The sequence below is a fragment of the Streptomyces sp. NPDC092045 genome (assembly GCF_044756005.1).
Classification (GTDB): domain Bacteria; phylum Actinomycetota; class Actinomycetes; order Streptomycetales; family Streptomycetaceae; genus Streptomyces.
The window spans coordinates 40158-59718 of sequence record NZ_JBIVSC010000008.1; the positions used below are offsets into that span (position 1 = coordinate 40158).

Sequence of the window (19561 nt, forward strand, 5' to 3'; positions counted from 1 at the left end):
CCCCGGCCACGGGCGCCCCGCACCGGTACGTCCGGTGCGGGGCGCCCGCGCGTTCAGACCGGTTTGCGGGCGACGGCGAAGACGCGCCGGAACGGGAAGACCGTGCCGTGCGGGCCGGGCGGGTAGGCCTCGCGCAGGAGGGCGCGGTACTGGCCGAGGAAGGCGTCGACCGCCTCCCGGTCGTCGCCCAGGGCGGTGAGGACGGGCCGCAGCGCGGTGCCCTTCACCCAGTCGAGGACGGGGTCCTCGCCCTGGAGGAGCTGGCAGTACGTGGTCTCCCAGACGTCCGTCTCGCAGCCGAGGCCGACGAGGCGGTCGAGGTAGTCGGCGGTGCCGAGGACGTGGACGAAGCGGCGCCCCTGGTCGCCGAGGCGGTCGCGCCACTCGGGGGCGTCGCAGAGTTCGCCGAGCAGGGCGTGGCTGGGCGAGACGAAGTTGCCGGGGACCTGGAAGGCGAAGGTGCCGCCGGGGCGCAGTCCGTCGATCCAGCGGGGGAAGGACTCGGGGTGGTTGGGGACCCACTGGAGGGCCGCGTTGGAGACGACCAGGTCGTAGGGCTCGTCCGGGGTCCAGTGGGCGGCGTCGGCGGGCCGGAAGTCGATCCAGCCCCCTCCCCCGGTGGTCCCCGCCCAGTCCTTGTCGGCCCGTTCCAGCATCTCGGCCGAGAGGTCGAACCCGGTGATGTGCGCGTCGGCCCACCGGTCGGCGAGGAGGGCCGTCACGTTGCCGGGGCCGCAGCCGAGGTCGGCGATGCGGGCGGGCCGGTCCTGGGCCGGCAGGTGCGGTATTCGGGCGAGCAGGTCGAGGAAGGGCCGGGCGCGGTGTCCGGAGTGGCGGAGGTACTGCTGCGGATCCCACGTGGGCGCGGCGGATTCCACGGAATGCATGTTCGAAGCCCCCTTGCTGGAACGAATGACCGAAGCGGAACGGTGTTCCGGCCGGGTCCCTTCCCCATAGTTCGACGAACTATATCTTGATGTCAAGAATCTTTATCTAAAGAAACTTCACCTGAAGAGACTTTATGTCAACAGACCCTCTACACTGATCGTCATGGAGGACGAGGTCGACCGACTGGTCGCAGCATGGCGCCGCGAGCGCCCCGACCTCGACGTGGAACCGCTCGAGGTGCTCAGCCGCGTCTCGCGGCTCGCCCGGCACCTCGACCGCGCCCGTCGCCTCGCCTTCTCCGAGCACCAGCTGGAGCCCTGGGAGTTCGACGTCCTCACCTCGCTGCGCCGCGCCGGAGCGCCCTACCAGCTCTCCCCCGGCCAGCTCCTCACCCAGACCCTGGTCACCTCCGGGACCATGACCAACCGCATCGACCGGCTCGCCAAGAAGGGCCTCGTCGAACGGCTCCCCGACCCCAGCGACCGCCGCGGGGTCCTCGTCCGGCTCACCCCCGAGGGCCGCGACCGCGCCGACGAGGCGCTCGCCGGGCTCCTCGCCCAGGAGCGCGCCATCCTGGCCCGGCTCTCCGGCGCCCAGCGCACCGAACTGGCCGCCCTGCTACGCCGGCTGACCGCCCCGTTCGACAACGTCCCCGGCTAGGACGGCCGCCGCCGCCGGCAGCGGCTCCGCGGGCCCCACGCCCGCGCGGCGGGCCAGGGCCACCGCCGCCAGGGTCGAGTGCACGCCCAGCTTCCCCAGCACGTTCTGCATGTGGGTGCGGACGGTGTGCGGGGACAGGAAGAGGCGCTCGGCGACCGCCTTGCGGCCCAGGCCCGCCACCATGCAGCGCAGCACCTCCCGCTCGCGCGGGGTCAGCGACTCCACCAGCCGCTCGCTGTCCGTGCGGTGCTTGCGGGCCGCCGTCAGCTCCCGCAGGACGCCCGTCAGCAGGGCCGGCGGCAGGTGCGTCTCGTCCCGGAGCACCCCCCGGACCACCGCGAGCAGCCGCTGGAGCGAGCAGTCCTTCGCGACCCAGCCCGACGCCCCGGACTGGAGGGCGAGCGCGGCCCGGTGCGGGTCGTCCCGCTCCGCGAGGACCACGGTCCGGACGGCCGGCTGGATCCGGCGCACCCCGGCCACCAGGGAGATCCCGTCCACCGCGCCCTCCGCGTCGTCGGGCACCGCGCGGGCCACGGCCGCCCCGGGCGGGCCCGCGCCCAGCTCGGCGTCGACGAGCAGCACGTCGAACCTGCGCCCCTCCGCCGCGCCCCGCTCCAGACAGCGCAGGGCGGCCGGACCGCTGCCCGCCGCGGCGACGTCGACGTCCGGCTCCGCCGCGAGGGCGGCGGCCAGCGACTCGGCGAAGATCCGGTGGTCGTCCACCACCAGGACCCGGATACGTGCCACGGACACCCCCATGCGTCGAGGAACGGACCGGCGCGGGCAACGGCGCCGGGGCGGGTACGTCGTGGGACACGGCCGCCGCCGTGCGTGGACGGATACCCCGCTCACGGCGCCGTACCCGGCGGGTCCCGTCCCCCGGGCGGCGCCGGCTCCCGCCGGCACCGCCCCTCAGGGTAGGGGCGGGGCGTCACGGCGGGGGCCGAATCGCGGAACTGTCGGGGACGGCGGCCGGAACCGCCGCGGGCCGGGGCCGGAAAGGGCTCCTCGGAGGCGGCGGACGCCCCCGGCGGCGGCAGGTCTCCTCAGAGGCGGCGGGCGCCCGCCGAGGGGACGGCCGGGAAGACGCCCGGGGCCGCGTGCCCGGCCGGGGCGAAGGCCTCGCCGACGGCGGCGGCGACCTTCTCCGCCCGGTCGGTCTCCACCAGGACGACGGCCGAGCCGCCGAAGCCGCCGCCGGTCATCCGGGCGCCGAGCGCCCCGGCCGCGTTCGCCGACTCGACCACCAGGTCCAGTTCGGGGCAGGAGACCCGCAGGTCGTCCCGGAGGGAGGCGTGGCCCTCGGTGAGGACCGGGCCGACCGCCCGGGGATCGCCCGCGTCGAGCAGCGCGATCGTCCGCTCCACGCGCGCGTTGTCCGAGACGACGTGCCGCACGTACCGCCGGACCGTCTCGTCCTCCAGCCGTGCGAGCGCCTCCGGCAGACGCGCGGCGTCGACCTCGCGCAGGGCGCGCACGCCGAGCGCCCGCGCGCCGGCCTCGCACCCGGCGCGCCGCTCGGCGTACGCGCCGTCCCCGAGCGCGTGCTTCACCCGGGTGTCGACGACGAGCAGCGTCAGCCCCTCGGCGGCCAGGTCGAAGGGGACCCGGCGGTACGACAGGTCGCGGGTGTCCAGGTGGAGGGCGTGGCCCTCCACCGCGCAGGCGGAGGCCATCTGGTCCATGACCCCGCAGGGCACGCCGACGAAGGCGTTCTCGGCGCGCTGGGCGAGCCGGGCCAGCTCGGGCCGGGAGAGGCCGAGCCCGAACAGGTCGTTCAGGGCCAGCGCGGTGACGACCTCCAGGGCGGCCGAGGAGGAGAGCCCGGCGCCGGTCGGCACGGTCGAGGAGAGGTGCAGGTCGAACCCCGTCACCGGGTGCCCGGCCTCCCGCAGCGCCCAGGCGACCCCGGCCGGATAGGCCGCCCAGCCGCCGCCGGAGAGCGGTTCGAGGGAGTCCACGGCCAACCGGACGACCCCGCCGTCGACATCGGCCGAGTGCAGGCGCAGGACGCCGTCGTCGCGGCGGGAGACGGCGGCGACGGCGGTGTGCGGCAGGGCGAGCGGCAGCACGAAGCCGTCGTTGAAGTCGGTGTACTCCCCGATGAGGTTGACCCGCCCGGGGGCCGCCCAGACCCCGTCGGGGGCGGCGCCGTAGAGGCGCTCGAATCCGGCCGCGACGCTCACGGGCGCTCTCCTTCTCTGCTCCGGGCGAAGGCCCAGGCGTCGGTGACGACGTCCGCCAGGTCGGGGCGGGAGGGGGTCCAGCCGAGCCGTTCGCGCGCGGTGTCGGCGGAGGCGACGAGGACGGCCGGGTCGCCGGGGCGGCGCGGGGCGACGACCTCGGGGACCGGGTGGCCGGTGACCTTCCGGACGGTCTCGACGACCTCGCGGACGGAGAAGCCGTTGCCGTTGCCCAGGTTGCAGATCAGGTGCTCGCCCGCCGTCATGGCGTCGAGGGCGAGCAGATGGGCCTCGGCGAGGTCGGCGACGTGGATGTAGTCGCGGACGCAGGTGCCGTCCGGGGTCGGGTAGTCCTCGCCGTACACGGAGATCGCCTCGCGCCGGTCCAGGGCGACCTGGAGGACGAGCGGGACGAGGTGCGACTCGGGCTCGTGGCGCTCGCCGTACGGGCCGTACGCCCCGGCCACGTTGAAGTACCGCAGCGAGACGGCGGCCAGGCCGTGGGCGGCGCACTCGCCGCCGATCATGTGGTCCACGGCGAGCTTGGTCGCCCCGTAGGGGCTGGTGGGGGCGGTCGGCGCGGTCTCGGGGATCGGCACGGTCTCCGGCTCGCCGTAGGTGGCGGCGGTGGAGGAGAAGACGAGGCGGCGGACCCCGGCCGCGCGCATGGCGGCGAGCAGGGCCATGCTGCCGCCGACGTTGTTCTCCCAGTACTTCTCGGGCCTGGCGACGGACTCGCCGACCTGGGAGGAGGCGGCGAAGTGCAGGACGGCGTCGTAGGAGCCGTCGAGCCACCGCGCGGCGTCCTGGACGCGCCCCTCGACGAACTCGGCGCCCTCCGGGACGCCTTCGGCGAAGCCGGTGGAGAGGTCGTCGAGGACGGTGACCCGGTGGCCCCGTTCCAGGAGGTGGGCGGCGACCACGCCGCCCACGTACCCCGCTCCGCCCGTCACCAGATACCTGCGCGTCACGCGCTCGCCACCTCTCGCAGTCGTCGGGCCGCGTCCTCCGGCCGCACGTCGTTCATGAAGGCCCCCATGCCGGACTCGGTGCCCGCGAGGAACTTGAGCTTGTCCGGGGCCCGCCGGACGGTGAAGAGCTCCAGGTGGAGCCCGAAGTCCTCGCGCCGCCCGTCCGCGAACGGCGCCTGGTGCCAGGCGGCGATGTAGGGCGTCGGCGGCGCGTCCGGTCCGAAGATCCGGTCGAAGCGCCTCAAGAGTTCCAGAAGGACCTGTGGGCACTCTGTGCGGGCGGCGCCGTCGAGCGCGAGCAGGTCGGGCACCCGCCGCTTCGGGTGGAGGTGGACCTCGTACGGCCAGTGGGCGGCGTACGGCACGAAGGCGATCCAGTGGTCGGTCTCCAGGACCACCCGCTCGCCGTCGCTCCTCTCCCGGGCGACGATGTCGTCGAAGAGGTTCCGTCCGGTGGCCTCCCGGTGCTCGTCGATCCGGCGCCTCATGGCGGCCGTCCGGGGCGTCACGTAGGGGAAGGCGTAGATCTGGCCGTGGGCGTGGGGCAGGGTGACGCCGATCTCGGCGCCCCGGTTCTCGAAGCAGTAGACCTGCTCGACGCCGGGGAGGGCGGAGAGGGCGGCGGTGCGGTCGGTCCAGGCGTCGAGGACGAGGGCGGCCCGTTCCTCGGTGAGGTCGGCGAAGGAGTCCGTGTGGTCGTCGGTGAAGCAGACGACCTCGCAGCGGCCGACGCCGCCGGAGAGGGAGGGGAAGCGGTTCTCGAAGACCGCCACCTCGTAGTCCTTCTCGGGGATCTCGCTCTCGCGGCCGTCCCGGGAGGGGCAGAGCGGGCAGGCGTCGGCCGGCGGGAGGTAGGTGCGGTCCTGCCGGTGGGAGGCGACGGTGACCGGGTCGCCGGTCAGCTCGTCGCGGCGGATCTCGGAGCGGGAGACGACGCGGGTGAGGGGGCGGGGGTCGGCGGCGGTGCGGACGGTGTCCTCGCGCGCGTCGTAGTAGATGAGCTCGCGCCCGTCGGCGAGCGTGGTGACGGTCTTCTTCACGGGATGCCCTCCGGGCAGGACCAAGCGCGCTCAAACAGAACCACGCACAAAGAATCACATTCGAACATCACCGTCAATGGCGAGGACCGCCCCGGCGCGGGGTGCGATCCACGCGGACTCCCCGGACGGAGCCGGGGGCGCCCGCCCGGCCCCCGGGGCGCGTCCGACCCCGATCCGGCCTGGTCGGCGAGACGTCCCCTAGCAGGCGCCCCTCGGCCCCGGCAGGGCCCGGTCCAGGAGGCCCGTGCGGGCCGCCAGGGCCGCCGCCTCCAGACGGGAGCCGACCCCCAGCTTCATCAGGACCCGCTGCACGTGCGTCCGCGCCGTGCTCGGCGCGATCCCCATCCCCACCGCGATCACCCGGGTGTCCTCGCCCTCCGCGACCCGCACCAGGACCTCCGCCTCCCGCCGGGTCAGCAGCCGCAGCAGCCGCTGCCCCTCGTCGTCCGGCTGCTCCGACGGGTGGAGCAGCTCCGCGAAGGCGCCCTGGAGGAGCTGCGGCGCCACCGCCGACTCGCCCGCCCTGGCCTTCACCAGGGCCCGCTCGACGCCCTCGATGCGCTCGTCGTGGCGGACGTACCCCGACGCCCCGGCCGCGAACGCCGCCGCGATCCCGCGCGGCGACGGCACCGGGCCGAGCACCACCACGGCCACCTGCGGCCGCTCCCGCTTGATCCGCACGACCGGGTCGAAGACCCCCGGCCCGTCCGGCGCCGCCGTGCCCAGGAGGCAGACCTCCGGCACCCGGCCCACCACCAGCTCCGCCGCCCCCGCCACCGGCGCGGCCGCCGCGAGCACCCGGTGCCCGCGCAGCTTCAGCGCCGAGGCGAGCGCCTCCGCGTGCAGCCGGTGGTCGTCGACCACCACGAGGCGTACGCCCATCCCGGTCATTCCCCCTCCTCCGCCCGCCGGAGAACCCGGCGGGCCCGAACCCGGCAAGCTACACGCTCCCCCGCCCCGTATCGCGCCAATCCCGGACACGGGCCGCCCGGCCGGGCGAACGGGACCGCCGGAGACGGCCGCGGGCCCCTCCGGTGGTCCGGAGGGGCCCGCGGCCGTGTGCCGTTCCGCCGTCAGCGCGGGACGGCGAAGGAGACCGCCAGGTAGTCCTTGGGGCCGGTGTCCGACTCCCGGGGCTTGCTGAGCAGGTTGTCCGAGAGGAAGAACCGGCCGTCCGCGTAGCGGAGGTCGGCGCCGTTCAGGCTGAAGCTCCGCTCGGGGTTCTGGGTCGTCCGGTCCGCCGGGTTCTCCAGGAGGAGCGTCTCCTTCATCGTGGCCCCGTCGACCGAGACGACCCGGCCGCCCTTGTCGTACGGCGCCTCCTTGTAGGCGATGATGTTGGCGCCGTCCATCCGCATCGGGACGTAGGTGTACTTGTCGCCCGCGTCGGCCTTCTCCGGCAGCATGCGCCCGGTGGCCAGGTCGAAGCCGACGATCTCGTTGGTCTCGGAGCCGTACTCGCCGGTGCTGCCCTCGTGCTCCTCGGTCGGCACGTACAGCTTGCCGTTGCCGACGACCGCCTGGTGGCAGGACTCGACCTGGGTCGTGCGGCAGCGGGCCGCGTACTGGTCCGCGTCCGCCGTGATCTTCGCCTTCAGCTTCCCGGTCTTCTCGTCGATCGAGAAGAAGTCCGAGATGCCGCTGCCGTCGCCGGCGGTCTCGCCGACGTCGGCCGCGACGACCAGCGGCTTGCTGGAGACGATCGAGGCGTACTTGACGCCGGTCGGCATCTTGAACTGCGAGAGCGGCTTGCCCGACACCGGGTCGAGGTTCTGGACCAGCACGGTCGGGTTGTCGTACGAGCCGCACTTGCGGACCGCGACGAGGGCCGGGCCGCCGCCGTAGCCCAGGTCGTAGCAGCGGTTGGCGTCCTCCTTCGGCTTCCAGCGCGGGTTGCCGCTGTTGAGGTCGAAGGCCGCGCCGCCGTCGCCGCCGCCGGCCGCGACGGTCGAGCCGCTGAGCGTGACCTCGCTGAGCCGCGCCTTCTCGTCGCCGACGGAGACCGCGTCGGACCACACCAGCTTGCCGGTGTTCAGGTCGACCACGCCGACCTGGGTGCACTGCTGGAAGTAGCGCGGCGCGACCCGCTTGGCCGCCTCGAAGAGGATCGGCAGCTTGTTGTCGGCGCTGACGTGCCGCGAGGCGCCGCACATCTGGCCGGTCAGCGGCAGCGTCCACAGGACGCCGCCCTTGTCCAGGTCGTAGGCGACCAGCGAGTTGACGCCGGGCTTCACGAACGCCTTGTCGGTGATCCACGAGCCGGAGACGTCGGTGACGTCCGGGACCTTCGGGATGTCGATCTTGTAGGCCACCTTCGCCTGCGTGTCGGCGGGCGCCTTCTCCTTGCCGCCCCCGCCGCCCTTGGCGCCGGTGTCGCCGCCGCCCGTGGCGCCCTGCGTGGTGCCGCCCGGGTCCTTGGCCTCGTCGGAGCCGTCGCCGGAGTTGGCGTACCAGATGCCGAAGCCGACGATGAGGGCGATCGCGACGACCGCCGCGATGACGATCTGGAGCTGCGCCGACAGCTTCTTGCCGCCGCCGGGCGCCGGCGGGGCGGGCTGCTGGTGGCCGCCGCCGTACTGCGGCTGCTGCGGCTGGGTCGGGTAGCCGTACGGGGACTGCGGCTGGTGCGGCTGGGCCGGGTGGCCGTACCCCTGGTCGGGCCGGGGCTGCCCGGGGTAGCCGTACGGGGCCTGCTGCGGAGCCGTCGGGGGCTGCTGCGGATAGCCGTAGCCCTGGTCGGCCGGGGGCTGCTGGGGGTAGCCGTAGCCGGGGCCGGGCTGCTGCGGGTAGCCGTAGCCGGGCTGCTGCGGGTGGCCGTAGCCGGGCTCCTGCGGCGGAGGCGTCGGGGCTCCGAAGCCTCCCTGCGGGTCCGGCGGCTGGTTCGGCGGGGGCGGGGGTGGCTGCGTCATCGGTCCGTGTACCTCACTTGCTGAAGGCCATCATCGTCTTGACCAGCTTCTCTTCCTTGTCGTTCGTGGCGGAGACGCGTCCGCTCGCCACGACGAAGGTGCCGTTGCCGTAGGCGTAGCCGGCGCTGTAGAAGTTGTTCTCGATCTCGGCGGTGGAGGCCGGGTGCTGGAGCAGGATCTTCGGCGCGCCGCCGGTCGGGGCGATGGTGGCGACGGCACCGCCCTTGTTGTACGAGGCCTTCACGTACGCCAGGACCTCGGAGCCCTCCGTGCGCAGCGGCACGATCGTCTGCTCGCCGGGGGCCTTGGAACGCCACTTGGCCTTGCCGTTGTCCAGGTCGAAGGCGACGACCTCGTTGGCCTTGCCGTAGCCGGTGTCGGTCGCCATGTAGAAGGTGTTCGCGTCGGCGGCGACGCCGGTGCAGCCCTGGAGGTTCTTGCCGAAGATGACGAAGCTGCCGCCGCACGAGGGGGCGAACTTGTCCGTGCCGCCCTGGATGTTGGAGCGCAGCCTGCCGTCGGGGCGGAGGGCGAAGATGCCCCACTTCTTCTGCTCGCGCTGGGTGGCCGAGACGACCAGCGGGTCGACCGAGTAGACCTTGTCGACCTCCCAGTTCGCCTCCAGCCGGAAGGTGAACTTCGGCTTGCCGGTGGCGGGGTCGACCTCGCCGACCGCCTGGACCTTCTTGGAGCTGTCGCCCGAGGGGCAGTTCATGGCGGCGATCAGCTTCTTGCCGCCCGCGTAGGCGAAGGGCTTGCAGCCGCTGGTGGCGCCCGTGAAGAGCTGCCGGCCGTCGGCGAGCGAGAAGCCGTACGCGCTGCTGGAGCCGGCCGCGGTGACCGTGTTGCCGCTGATGGTCAGGGTGTTGTCGGAGAAGGCGAAGAGGCCGGTGGCCTTCGGGACGGCCTTCTTCCAGCCGGCCTTGCCGGTCTTCAGGTCGATCTGCTGGAGCTCGGTGCACTTGGCGCCGTCCTTGGCGCTCTCCTCGTACCCGAAGACCATGACCCCGTTCGCGGAGGGCTCGGTCGGGGCCGCGCACAGCTCGAACGGGAGGTCGACGGTCCACTTCACGGCGCCGGTGGCGAGGTCGTAGCCCTCGACGCTCTTGTACATGGCCTTGACGACCGTGTCCCCGACGACCCAGGGGCCCTTGACGTCGGCGCCGTTGCGGGGCAGGTCGACGGTGTTCTTCAGGAGCCAGTTGACCTTGGCCTCGCCGTCCTGGCGGCCCGCGTTGAGGTCCTCCTCGCCGTTGCGCCCGTCGCCGGAGCCGTCGCCCTGGTCGACCGACTCCGAGGGCTTGGGGGCGCCGGAGGTCGGTGAGGCGGTGGCGGTGGGCTGGGCCACCGGGTCCTTCTCGTCGTCACCGCCGCCGCCGACGACGGCCCAGGTGGTGACGGCGGCGACCAGGACGGCCGCGGCGGCCACGCCGGCGACGAGGGCGGTCCGGTTCTTGGCGGGACCGCCGCCGGGCGGGGTCGGGGCGCCGGGGTGACCGGGCTGGCCGGGGTAGCCGCCGTAGGGGTTGGGCTGCTGGCCGTACGGACCGGGCTGGCCGGGCTGCTGCGGGTAGCCGTAGGGCGGCGGGACCGGCTGGCCGTACGGACCGGGCTGGCCGGGCTGGCCGGGCTGCTGCGGGTAGCCGTAGCCGGGCGCCGGCTGCTGCGGGGCCTGTCCGTACGGGCCGGGCGCGGCCGGCGGCGGCCCCTGCGGGGGCGGCGGCGTCTGCGGCGGGACCGGCGGCACGGGCGGCTGCCCCTGCGGGGAGGGGCCCGAGGGCTGGTTCGGGTCCCGGGGGGCTCCGAAGCCCCCCGGCGGCTGGTTGCTGGGCGGCTGCGACATGGCTGGTTCCCCCTAGGCGTGAACGGGTTTTCTTTCTACCACCCACGCGATGGCGCAAAAGCGACCGGTCCGCCCCTTGTTCCCAAGGGAGGACCGGCCTGTAATGCCCTCGTTATGCGTCCTCGGCCAGTTCCAGCCAGCGCATCTCCAGCTCCTCACGCTCCGCGACGAGGTCCCTCAGCTCCGCGTCGAGCTTCGCGACCTTCTCGAAGTCGGTGGCGTCGTCCGCGATCCGGGCGTGCAGCTTCGCCTCCTTCTCGGAGACCTTGTCGAGCTGCCGCTCGACCTTCTGGAGCTCCTTCTTCGCGGCGCGCGCGTCGGCCGCCGAGACGCCCTGCTTCGGCTGCGCGGGGGCGGCGGCGGGCGCCGGGACGGCCGCCTCGACGGCCCTGCGGCGCCGCTCCAGGTACTCGTCGATGCCGCGCGGCAGCATCCGCAGGGTCCTGTCGCCGAGCAGGGCGAACGTCTTGTCCGTGGTCCGCTCGATGAAGAACCGGTCGTGGGAGATGACGACCATGGAGCCCGGCCAGCCGTCGAGGAGGTCCTCCAGCTGGGTCAGGGTCTCGATGTCGAGGTCGTTGGTGGGCTCGTCGAGGAAGAGGACGTTCGGCTCGTCCATGAGCAGGCGCAGCAGCTGGAGGCGGCGGCGCTCGCCGCCGGAGAGGTCCGCGACCGGCGTCCACTGCTTCTCCTTGGAGAAGCCGAACTGCTCGCAGAGCTGGCCGGCCGTCATCTCGCGGCCCTTGCCGAGGTCGACCCGGTCCCGGATCTGCTGCACGGCCTCCAGGACGCGCAGGGTGCCGGGGAGCTCGGTGACGTCCTGGGAGAGGTAGGCGAGCCGGACGGTCTTGCCGACGACGATCCGGCCGGCGGCGGGCTGCTCCTCGCCGCCGGTGCGGGCCGCGTCCGCGAGGGCGCGCAGGAGCGAGGTCTTGCCCGCGCCGTTGACGCCGACCAGGCCGACGCGGTCGCCGGGGCCGAGCTGCCAGGTGAGGTGCGTGAGGAGCTCCTTGGGCCCGGCGGTGACGGTCACGTCCTCCAGGTCGAAGACCGTCTTGCCCAGGCGCGCGTTGGCGAACTTCATCAGCTCGCCGGTGTCGCGCGGCGGCGGGACGTCGGCGATCAGCTCGTTGGCGGCCTCGATGCGGTAGCGGGGCTTGGAGGTGCGGGCGGGGGCGCCGCGCCGCAGCCAGGCCAGCTCCTTGCGCATCAGGTTCTGCCGCTTGACCTCCTCCGTGGCCGCGATCCGCTCGCGCTCGGCGCGGGCGAAGACGTAGTCGGAGTAGCCGCCCTCGTACTCGTGCACGTCACCGCGCTGCACGTCCCACATGCGGGTGCAGACCTGGTCGAGGAACCAGCGGTCGTGGGTGACGCAGACGAGCGCCGAGCGCCGGTTCTGGAGGTGCTGGGCGAGCCAGGAGATGCCCTCGACGTCGAGGTGGTTGGTGGGCTCGTCGAGGACGATGAGGTCCTGGTCCTCGATGAGGAGCTTGGCGAGCGCGATCCGGCGCCGCTCGCCGCCGGAGAGCGGGCCGATGACGGTGTCCAGGCCGTTCTCGAAGCCGGGCAGGTCGAGCCCGCCGAAGAGGCCGGTGAGCACGTCGCGGATCTTGGCGCTGCCGGCCCACTCGTGGTCGGCCATGACGCCGATCACCTCGTGCCGGACGGTCGCCTCCGGGTCGAGCGAGTCGTGCTGGGTGAGGACGCCCAGGCGCAGGCCGCCGCTGTGGGTGACGCGGCCGGTGTCGGCCTCCTCCAGCCTGGCGAGCATCCGGATCAGGGTGGTCTTGCCGTCGCCGTTGCGGCCCACGACCCCGATCCGGTCCCCTTCGGAGACGCCGAGCGAGACGCCGTCGAGCAGGGCACGGGTGCCGTACACCTTGCTGACGTTCTCGACATTGACCAGGTTGACGGCCACGTTGACTCCTGACGGGGTGATCGATCGACGTCCAGGGTAGACCGTGGGGCGACCTGTCACTCTCCGTGACGAAAAGGTTGTGGCGCGGGGCCGCGGGCGGGGCCGGGACCCGCCGTCGCCGGCCGGGCGGCGGACGGCACCCGATCCGGGCGGGTGCGCGCGAACGTCCTTCCCGGCGTGGTGATCGCCACTACCCTGTGGGGCCTCACGGGGGAGGGAGGTCAGGCATGGAACGACTGGCCGGAAGCGATCCGCGGCAGGTCGGCCCGTACGCGCTCGTCGGCCGGCTGGGCGCGGGCGGCATGGGCGCGGTGTACCTGGGGCGCTCGTCCGGGGGCCGCACGGTGGCCGTGAAGGTGGTGCGGCCGGACCTGGCGGGGGACGGGGAGTTCCGGGACCGGTTCCGGCGCGAGGTGGCGGCGGCGCGGCTGGTCTCGGGGGCGTTCACCGCCCCGGTCGTGGACGCCGACCCGGACGCCGCGGTGCCGTGGATGGCGACGGCGTTCGTCCCGGGCGTCCCGCTGAGCCGGGCGGTCGCCGCCCACGGGCCGCTGCCGGAGGCCGCGTTGCGGATGCTGACGGCGGGCCTCGCGGAGGCCCTGGTGGGGGTGCACGCGGCGCAGGTGGTCCACCGGGACCTGAAGCCGGCGAACGTCCTCCTCGCCCTCGACGGCCCGCACGTCATCGACTTCGGCATCGCGCGGGCCACCGACGGCACGGCCCTGACCTCCACCGGCGCGGTGATCGGCTCGGCCCCGTACATGTCGCCCGAGCAGGCCCTCGGGCAGCACCTCACCCCGGCGAGCGACGTGTTCTCGCTCGGGACCACGGTGGTCTTCGCCGCCCGCGGGGAGAGCCCCTTCGGGGACGGCGCGGGGGCGGCGGTGCTGTTCCGGGTGGTGCACACCGAGCCGGACCTGTCGGCCGTCCCGGAGAGCCTGCGGCCGCTGATCGGGCGCTGCCTCGCCAAGGACCCGGCGGAGCGCCCGTCCCCGCGCGAGGTCATCGCCGCCGTCGAGGGGCCGCGGCCCGGGGCCGGCCCGCTGCCCGCGCCCGGCACCGGGCCCGGCGACCGGCCCGACCCCCGTCTCGCCCTGCTCGCCGGGGTCGCGCACGCCGGCTCCCCGGTGGACGCGCCCCGCCTCCCGGACGGCTGGCTGCCCGGGCCGGTCGCCGCCGACGTCCTCGCCCTGCGGGCCGCGCTCGCGGCGCCCGCTCCGGAGCCGCCCGCGCCCGCGACGCCGCCGACGCCGCCGCTCGCCGCCCCGCCGTCCGGGCCCCCGGCGCCTCCGCCGCCCGGCCCCGGCCGGCGGAGGCTGCTCCTGGGCCTGGCCGCCGGGACGCTCGCCGCCGGGGCCGGGGCCGCCTGGGCACTGAACCGCGACAGCGGGACGGCCGGCGGCGCGAAGGAGCCCGGCGGCGCGAAGGCGTCCGGGAGCACGGGGAAGCCGCGTCCGTCCGCCGAGAGCGTGCCCGACGCGAAGCTGGCCTGGCAGGCGCGGCTGCCCTCCTCCGTCGCACAGGTGCTCCCCGGGAGCGGGATCGTCGCCTGCGTGATGCTGGAGACGGTCGTGGGGCTCGACCGCCGGGGCCGCACGGCGTGGACGGTGAGGGTCGGGGACCACGACCTGCTGCCCTCCGTGGCGGGCCCGAACGTGCAGACGCTCGCCGCCGTCGACGGCGACCGGCTGCACGTCTCCGGATCGAGGTTCGCGCTGTCCGGCTCCCGGGCCGGGGTGCTCTCCGTCCGCACGGCCGACGGCAAGGACGCCCGGGTGACGCTCCTGGACGACCCGCCCGCCATCGGCGTGCTCTCCTTCCCCGGCGTCCGCGCGGGCCGCGCCTTCCTCTCCCCCCTGCTGGAGGCCGGGAGCGGTACGACCTCGACGGCGGTGTGGGCGGTGGACCTGGCCGGACGCCGGACCGCCTGGGTCCACACCACGGAGGCGACACCCGTCTTCTGGGGGCTGCCGTCGACCGGCGGCGGCCTGCTGTACGCCGACGCCCAGCGGCTCGTCGCCCTGGACGCCGGGGGGAGGACCGCCTGGACGAAGGAGACGGCCGCCGTCCTGGTCGGGGCGGCCGGACGGTACTTCCTCGCCGCCGACAAGCAGGGCACCCTGTCCGCGCTGGACCCGGCGGACGGCCGGGCGGTGTGGAAGGTGCCGAAGGTCGTCCCCGCCTCCCCCCGGGGCGGCGGCTGCGCGACCGACGAGAAGGGCGAGACCGTCTTCGTGCTCCTCCGGGACGAGGACGGCGGGATGTCGCTGACCGCCCTGGGCGCGGCGGACGGGAAGACCCGCTGGCGCACCCCGCTGCCCGCCGAACCCGCGGGCGGGTCCCTCGGGGCCCTGGGCGCCCGGCTGCTGTGCGCCGACGGGAACGTGTACCGGATGGGGGCCGACGGAACGCTGTGGGCGTTCTCCGCCGCGAGCGGCGCGGCGCGCTGGAAGTTCGGCGGCTTCAAGGGGAACGACCTCCTGAAGGTCGCCTGGAGCGCCGGTGACCGGAGACTGTGCGTCTCCGACGTCGCGGCGACGACCGTCGCCGCACTGGACGCGAACGGAGCCTGAGGATGAGCCCGCTGGAACCGCTGGGTCCCGCCGATCCGCCCCGGATCGGCCCGTACGCCCTCCTGGGCCGGCTCGGCGCCGGCGGCATGGGCGCGGTCTACCTGGGCCGCTCGTCGGGCGGCCGGACCGTCGCCGTGAAGCTGATCCGGCCGGAGCTGGCCGACGCGGCGTTCCGGGCCCGGTTCCGGGCCGAGGTCACCGCCGCGCGGGCCGCGTCCGGCGCGTTCACCGCGCCCGTGGTCGACGCGGACCCGGACGGCCCGGTGCCGTGGATGGCGACCGCGTACGTGCCGGGCGTCTCGCTGGGCCGGGCGGTGGCGGTCGGCGGCCCGCTGCCGGAGTCCGCGCTGCGGGCGCTCGCCGCCGGGATCGCCGCGTCCCTGGAGACGGTCCACGCGGCGGGCCTCACCCACCGCGACCTCAAGCCCGGGAACGTGCTGCTCGCCCTCGACGGGCCGCACCTCATCGACTTCGGCATCGCGCGGAGCGCCGACGGCACGGCGCTCACCGCCACCGGCATGATCCTGGGCACCCCGGCGTACATGTCGCCCGAGCAGGCCGTGGCGGATCCGGTCGGGCCCGCGAGCGACGTGTTCTCGCTGGGCTCGACCCTCGCGTTCGCCGCCCGGGGCACGGGCCTCTTCGACGGCGGTACGCCGACGGACGTCCTGCGGCGCGTGGTGTACGAGGAGCCGGACCTGTCGGGGGTGCCCGAGGGGCTGCGGCTGCTCGTCGCCGCGTGCCTGGCGAAGCGCCCGGAGGACCGGCCCACGCCCCGGCAGATCGTCGGGATCGCCGAGCGGGGCGAGGCGCCGAGGACCTCGGGCGCCTGGCTGCCGCCCGCCCTGATCGCGGCGATCGAGGAGGCCGCCTCGGTCCTCGCACCCTCGGTGGTCCCGGCCCCGGCGCCCGCGCCTCCCGCCGGGGCCCCGGCCGCCGGCCCCGCGCTCCCGCCGCCGCCCTTCCCCGCCGCTCCCTCGGCGCCGCCCGCGGCCCCCGGTCCCGGCCGCCGCCGGCTGCTGCTGCTCGGTCTGACGGGCGGCGCCGTGGCCCTCGCGGGCGGCGGCACCGGCCTCGGACTCTGGCTCGCCGGGGACGGGGACGGCGGCACCGGCCCGACCGCCGACGGAAAGCCGCGGGCGGGGAAGAGGCCCGCCCCCGCCCTCACCGACCCCGAACGCCCCCTCGGCACCCGGGTCACCGCGAAGCCCCTGTGGACGGCGCCGGTCTCCGAGCCGCTGGTGCAGCTCCTGCGCGAGGGCGACACCGTCGTCGCCCTCAGCACCAAGAACATGTGGGCCTTCGACGGCGCGGGCCGCAGGAAGTGGGGTCCCCTGGCCCACCCGGCGGACCTGTCCACCGGCGCCTACGGCGGAGGGCTCGTCGCGACCGTCGGCGGCGGCACGGTGTACGGCGTGATGCGGCAGGGCGCGGGCGGGCTCTCCCAGGTCCTGCGCGCCGTCCGCCTCGACACCGGCGCCGAGGCGTGGACCGTCCCGCTGCCGTACGGCACGTCGAACCAGGTGTCCGTGGTCGGGATGCTGGGCGGGCGGGTGTACGTCGACGGGACGGCGAGCAGGAGCGGCATCGATCCGAAGAAGGGGTTCTCGATCGTCTCGGGCCCGTTCGTCTGGTCCCTGGACCCGGCCACCCGGAAGGGCTGGCAGGTGATCCTCACGGACCCGGAGGTCAAGTACCCCCAGGGCCAGCTGCTCGTCCCGTCCTCCGGCACCGGCCTGTTCTGGGCGAGCCGGCAGACCGACGGCAGCGCGCAGAAGATCGCGGCGCTCGACGTCCGCACCCGCAAGCTCCTCTGGGAGCAGCCCTCGCCCGGCGCCGAGGGCGCGTCCGGCACGTACGACGCCCTGCTCCAGGGCCGCCACACCCCGTGGCGGGACGGGCCGTTCGTCTCGGCGGGCGGCCTGTTCCTCCACGTCTCCGACCGGCTCCACGCGATCGACCCGGCGAACGGGAACGTCGTCTGGTCCTCTCCCGAGGTCCCGCTGAAGACGGTGGTGGCGAGCCCCGACGGGAAGACCGTCTTCGCCGCCGCCTCCATGGCCCCCGCCTCCCTCGCGATCCGGGTGTACGCGCTCGACGCCCGCACCGGCGCCGTCCGCTGGGCGGGCTCGGTCGACACCCTGGAGGCCGGGGGCGGCGGCCTGCCCGTGCTCCAGAGCGCGGACGACACCGTCTACCTCAGCTCCGGCGGGCACCTGTGGGCCCTGGACGCGAAGGACGGCCGGGCCCGCTGGACGTACCGGCTGTCCACCTCGGTCGGCAGCGGCGTGCTGCGCGCGCTCCGGGCGGGCGGCGGAAAGGTGTACGGGATGGGGACGAAGGGGCTGGTGGCGCTCAGCGCGTCCGGCCGGTGACCGACCCGGCCGCCCGGCCCGCCCGCTCCACCGCCAGCCATCCCGCCAGGATCAGCGCCACGGCGGCCGGGGCCGTGAGCGGGAGGACGATCAGGGTCGCCGCGTGGCCGTCCAGGAGCCCGGCGAAGCCGGTCAGGGAGAGGCCGAGGACGCCGAGCAGGGCGAGGGTGATGCCGAGGGCGGCGAGCGGGCCGCCGCCGTCGGTCGCCGGGGCGGGCGGCACCGGGGTCTCGAAGCGGCGGAAGGCGGCGACGAGGAGGGCGGTGAGCAGGGCCGCCGCCGCGAGCCGGAGCGGCACCTGCGCCCACCAGGCGCCGGAGGCCGGGTCGGGGAGCCGCGCGCCGCTCCCGAGCAGCGCCCCGTACACCCCGAGCATGGCCGTCAGGTGCCAGAGGAACGCGGTCATCGCGATCCCGTTGGCGGCGACCACCGCCCGCCAGACCCGGGCGCGGGCGACGAGCCGGGTCCCGGGCCCCCTGAGCAGTTCGACCGCGCCGACCAGCCACAGGCCGTGGCAGAGCAGGGCGAGCGTCGGCGGGGCCATGTTGGAGACCTTCTCGCCGGGCATCCCCACCATGGAGAGGGGGTACGGCCCCAGGGCGACGAGCGCGGTCGCGCCCACGAGGCCCGCGCCGGCGAGCAGCGCGGGGCGGCGGAGCATGCCGTCGGCGCGCAGGAAGCCGAGCTGGTGGACCGCCAGCCACACGAACGCGAAGTTCAGGAACTCGACGAACGGGACGTGCGCCGCGAACCGCAGGGCGTCGACGGCGACCGCGCCGCCCGCGAGCGCGGCGAACGCGCCCCGGCCCCACCGCTCGTGCAGCCGCAGGAGCGGCGGGGTGAGGGCGACCATCGCCAGGTAGATCCCGATGAACCAGAGCGGCTGGGTCACGAGCCGCAGCGCGACCCCGGTGAGCCCTCCGTCGGCGCCGAGCAGCTGGAGCACGAGCGCTGCCGCGCCCCACACGGCGACGAACGCCGTGGTGGGCCGCAGCAGCCGCTGGAGCCGGGCCCGCAGGAACTCCGCGTACCGGGGGCGGGAGCGGTGGGCGAGGGCGTGCGAGAAGCCCCCGACGAAGAAGAACACCGGCATGACCTGGAACGCCCAGGTCGCCGCCTGGAGTCCGGGCACGACCGCGAGCAGGTTCCCCACCTCCCCGTCCGGGCCGACCGCCGCCATCAGCCAGTGCCCGAGCACGACGACGGCGAGCGAGGCGACCCGGAGCAGGTCGACGTACCGGTCCCGGCTGGAGGGCGTGGCGGCGGCGAGGTCACGCGCGCGGAGGCGGTTGCGGCTTCCCATGGGGGTACGGTCCCGCGCGGGCCCGGCCGGGAACAGGGCGCGGATACTCAGACGCGTACCCGAGTACCCCGGCCCGCGCGGAGCAGCGGCACGGCGAGGAGGGCGAGGGCGCCGCCGGCCCAGAGGGCGCCGGCGGTGGCGACGTGGTCGACGGCCAGGCCGCCGAGGAGGGCGCCGAGCGCGAGGGAGAGGTTGAACACCGACACGTACAGCGAGGAGGCGGCCTCGACGGCGTCGGGGGCGGCGGCGAGGATCCAGGTCTGGAAGGTGACCGGGACCGCTCCGTAGCCCAGGCCCCACAGGGCGAGGACGGCCCCGGCGGTGACGGGGCCGGGGGCGTGCCCGGCGGACCGGGACCCGGGGCGCGCCCGGCGGACCGGGACCCGCGCCCTGCCCGGCGGACCGGAGCCGGGACGCGGCCCCGGTCCGCCGGACGCGTCCTAGTGGGTGCCAGGGGTCTTGCGGGTGGTGACGTTGATCCGGTTCCACGCGTTGGCGGTCAGGATCAGCGCGATCAGCTGGGCCAGCGCCTTCTCGCCGAAGTGCTCCTCCGCCTCGGCGTAGACCTCGTCGCCCACGCCCGCGGGCAGCAGCGTGACCGCCTCGGCCAGGGCGAGGGCGGCCCGCTCCCCGGCGGTGTAGAGGCTGGACTCCTCCCAGGCGACGAGCTGGTGGAGGCGGTCCTCGCTCTCGCCGGCCCTGCGGGCGTCGGCGACGTGGTAGTCGATGCAGTAGGCGCACCGGTTGATCTGGGCGACCCTGATCTGGACGAGTTCGAGGAGCACCGGGTCGAGGCCGTCGCGGGCGGCGGCGTCGAGGGCCAGGAGGGCCTTGAAGGCCTTCGGGGCGACCTGGGAGAAGTTCATGCGCTCGGGGACCTGATAAGTCGTCATGCCTC

15 protein-coding genes are annotated in these 19561 nt (G+C 75.1%); 3 read left to right on the top strand and 12 right to left on the bottom strand.

Features of this window, described 5'->3' with window-relative positions:
- Window positions 1–53 precede the first annotated feature (53 nt).
- On the bottom strand, window positions 54–887 hold the full coding sequence (locus ACIQKA_RS20490; protein ID WP_402541853.1) for a trans-aconitate 2-methyltransferase: 834 nt from the start codon (window positions 885–887) through the stop codon (window positions 54–56).
- 163 nt (window positions 888–1050) lie between these two features.
- Between ACIQKA_RS20490 and ACIQKA_RS20495 the strand changes: the two genes are divergently transcribed.
- Entirely contained in the window at window positions 1051–1548 is a 498-nt protein-coding gene (locus ACIQKA_RS20495; protein ID WP_383152397.1) for a MarR family winged helix-turn-helix transcriptional regulator, read from the top strand.
- On the opposite strand, the gene ACIQKA_RS20500 is transcribed toward ACIQKA_RS20495, so the two are convergent.
- The 8 genes from ACIQKA_RS20500 to ACIQKA_RS20535 form a co-directional block, all read right to left on the bottom strand.
- Complete coding sequence (locus ACIQKA_RS20500; RefSeq protein ID WP_383433056.1) at window positions 1507–2307, bottom strand: LuxR C-terminal-related transcriptional regulator; 801 nt, start codon at window positions 2305–2307, stop codon at window positions 1507–1509. The two genes, ACIQKA_RS20495 and ACIQKA_RS20500, sit on opposite strands and share 42 nt — an antisense overlap.
- A 287-nt stretch (window positions 2308–2594) precedes the next feature.
- Entirely contained in the window at window positions 2595–3734 is a 1140-nt protein-coding gene (gene galK, locus ACIQKA_RS20505; RefSeq protein WP_390110351.1) for a galactokinase, read from the bottom strand.
- Window positions 3731–4702: a UDP-glucose 4-epimerase GalE gene (gene galE, locus ACIQKA_RS20510; RefSeq protein ID WP_402541856.1), complete on the bottom strand. Its 972-nt coding sequence runs from the start codon at window positions 4700–4702 to the stop codon at window positions 3731–3733. Before galE ends, galK begins: the two co-directional genes overlap by 4 nt.
- Entirely contained in the window at window positions 4699–5742 is a 1044-nt protein-coding gene (gene galT, locus ACIQKA_RS20515; protein ID WP_402541858.1) for a galactose-1-phosphate uridylyltransferase, read from the bottom strand. The genes galE and galT overlap by 4 nt, the downstream gene beginning before the upstream one ends.
- A gap of 198 nt (window positions 5743–5940) precedes the next feature.
- Complete coding sequence (locus tag ACIQKA_RS20520; RefSeq protein WP_383152408.1) at window positions 5941–6624, bottom strand: LuxR C-terminal-related transcriptional regulator; 684 nt, start codon at window positions 6622–6624, stop codon at window positions 5941–5943.
- A gap of 191 nt (window positions 6625–6815) precedes the next feature.
- Window positions 6816–8651, bottom strand: coding sequence for a PQQ-binding-like beta-propeller repeat protein (locus tag ACIQKA_RS20525; protein WP_402541860.1), 1836 nt, complete (start codon window positions 8649–8651; stop codon window positions 6816–6818).
- Between the two features lie 13 nt (window positions 8652–8664).
- A complete protein-coding gene (locus ACIQKA_RS20530) occupies window positions 8665–10494 on the bottom strand; it encodes a PQQ-binding-like beta-propeller repeat protein (RefSeq protein ID WP_402541862.1) in 1830 nt (609 codons plus the stop codon).
- Between the two features lie 112 nt (window positions 10495–10606).
- Window positions 10607–12412: an ABC-F family ATP-binding cassette domain-containing protein gene (locus ACIQKA_RS20535; RefSeq protein ID WP_383156378.1), complete on the bottom strand. Its 1806-nt coding sequence runs from the start codon at window positions 12410–12412 to the stop codon at window positions 10607–10609.
- Window positions 12413–12639: 227 nt separating this feature from the next.
- On the opposite strand from ACIQKA_RS20535, the gene ACIQKA_RS20540 reads away from it, so the two are divergent.
- Both ACIQKA_RS20540 and ACIQKA_RS20545 read left to right on the top strand, forming a co-directional pair.
- Window positions 12640–14985: a protein kinase domain-containing protein gene (locus ACIQKA_RS20540; protein WP_383156380.1), complete on the top strand. Its 2346-nt coding sequence runs from the start codon at window positions 12640–12642 to the stop codon at window positions 14983–14985.
- 2 nt (window positions 14986–14987) lie between these two features.
- Entirely contained in the window at window positions 14988–17360 is a 2373-nt protein-coding gene (locus ACIQKA_RS20545; RefSeq protein WP_402541865.1) for a PQQ-binding-like beta-propeller repeat protein, read from the top strand.
- On the opposite strand, the gene ACIQKA_RS20550 is transcribed toward ACIQKA_RS20545, so the two are convergent.
- The 3 genes from ACIQKA_RS20550 to ACIQKA_RS20560 all read right to left on the bottom strand — a co-directional run bounded on the left by ACIQKA_RS20550 (window position 17341) and on the right by ACIQKA_RS20560 (window position 19556).
- Window positions 17341–18663 carry an acyltransferase family protein gene (locus tag ACIQKA_RS20550; RefSeq protein ID WP_391095822.1) on the bottom strand — a complete coding sequence of 441 codons (1323 nt, stop codon included), beginning with the start codon at window positions 18661–18663 and terminating at the stop codon, window positions 17341–17343. The two genes, ACIQKA_RS20545 and ACIQKA_RS20550, sit on opposite strands and share 20 nt — an antisense overlap.
- A 47-nt stretch (window positions 18664–18710) precedes the next feature.
- Window positions 18711–18869 (bottom strand): hypothetical protein, encoded by a 159-nt coding sequence (locus ACIQKA_RS20555; RefSeq protein ID WP_402541867.1) that lies wholly within the window; start codon window positions 18867–18869, stop codon window positions 18711–18713.
- A 234-nt stretch (window positions 18870–19103) separates the two neighbouring features.
- Window positions 19104–19556 carry a carboxymuconolactone decarboxylase family protein gene (locus tag ACIQKA_RS20560; protein WP_402541869.1) on the bottom strand — a complete coding sequence of 151 codons (453 nt, stop codon included), beginning with the start codon at window positions 19554–19556 and terminating at the stop codon, window positions 19104–19106.
- Window positions 19557–19561 lie beyond the last annotated feature (5 nt).

Coding starts and splice junctions, on each gene's coding strand:
- ACIQKA_RS20490 (WP_402541853.1), bottom strand. CDS start 887: ATGCATTCCGTGGAATCCGCCGCGCCCACGTGGGATCCGCAGCAGTAC.
- ACIQKA_RS20550 (WP_391095822.1), bottom strand. CDS start 18,663: ATGGGAAGCCGCAACCGCCTCCGCGCGCGTGACCTCGCCGCCGCCACG.
- ACIQKA_RS20520 (WP_383152408.1), bottom strand. CDS start 6,624: ATGGGCGTACGCCTCGTGGTGGTCGACGACCACCGGCTGCACGCGGAG.
- ACIQKA_RS20545 (WP_402541865.1), top strand. CDS start 14,988: ATGAGCCCGCTGGAACCGCTGGGTCCCGCCGATCCGCCCCGGATCGGC.
- ACIQKA_RS20500 (WP_383433056.1), bottom strand. CDS start 2,307: ATGGGGGTGTCCGTGGCACGTATCCGGGTCCTGGTGGTGGACGACCAC.
- ACIQKA_RS20525 (WP_402541860.1), bottom strand. CDS start 8,651: ATGACGCAGCCACCCCCGCCCCCGCCGAACCAGCCGCCGGACCCGCAG.
- ACIQKA_RS20560 (WP_402541869.1), bottom strand. CDS start 19,556: ATGACGACTTATCAGGTCCCCGAGCGCATGAACTTCTCCCAGGTCGCC.
- ACIQKA_RS20495 (WP_383152397.1), top strand. CDS start 1,051: ATGGAGGACGAGGTCGACCGACTGGTCGCAGCATGGCGCCGCGAGCGC.
- ACIQKA_RS20530 (WP_402541862.1), bottom strand. CDS start 10,494: ATGTCGCAGCCGCCCAGCAACCAGCCGCCGGGGGGCTTCGGAGCCCCC.
- ACIQKA_RS20540 (WP_383156380.1), top strand. CDS start 12,640: ATGGAACGACTGGCCGGAAGCGATCCGCGGCAGGTCGGCCCGTACGCG.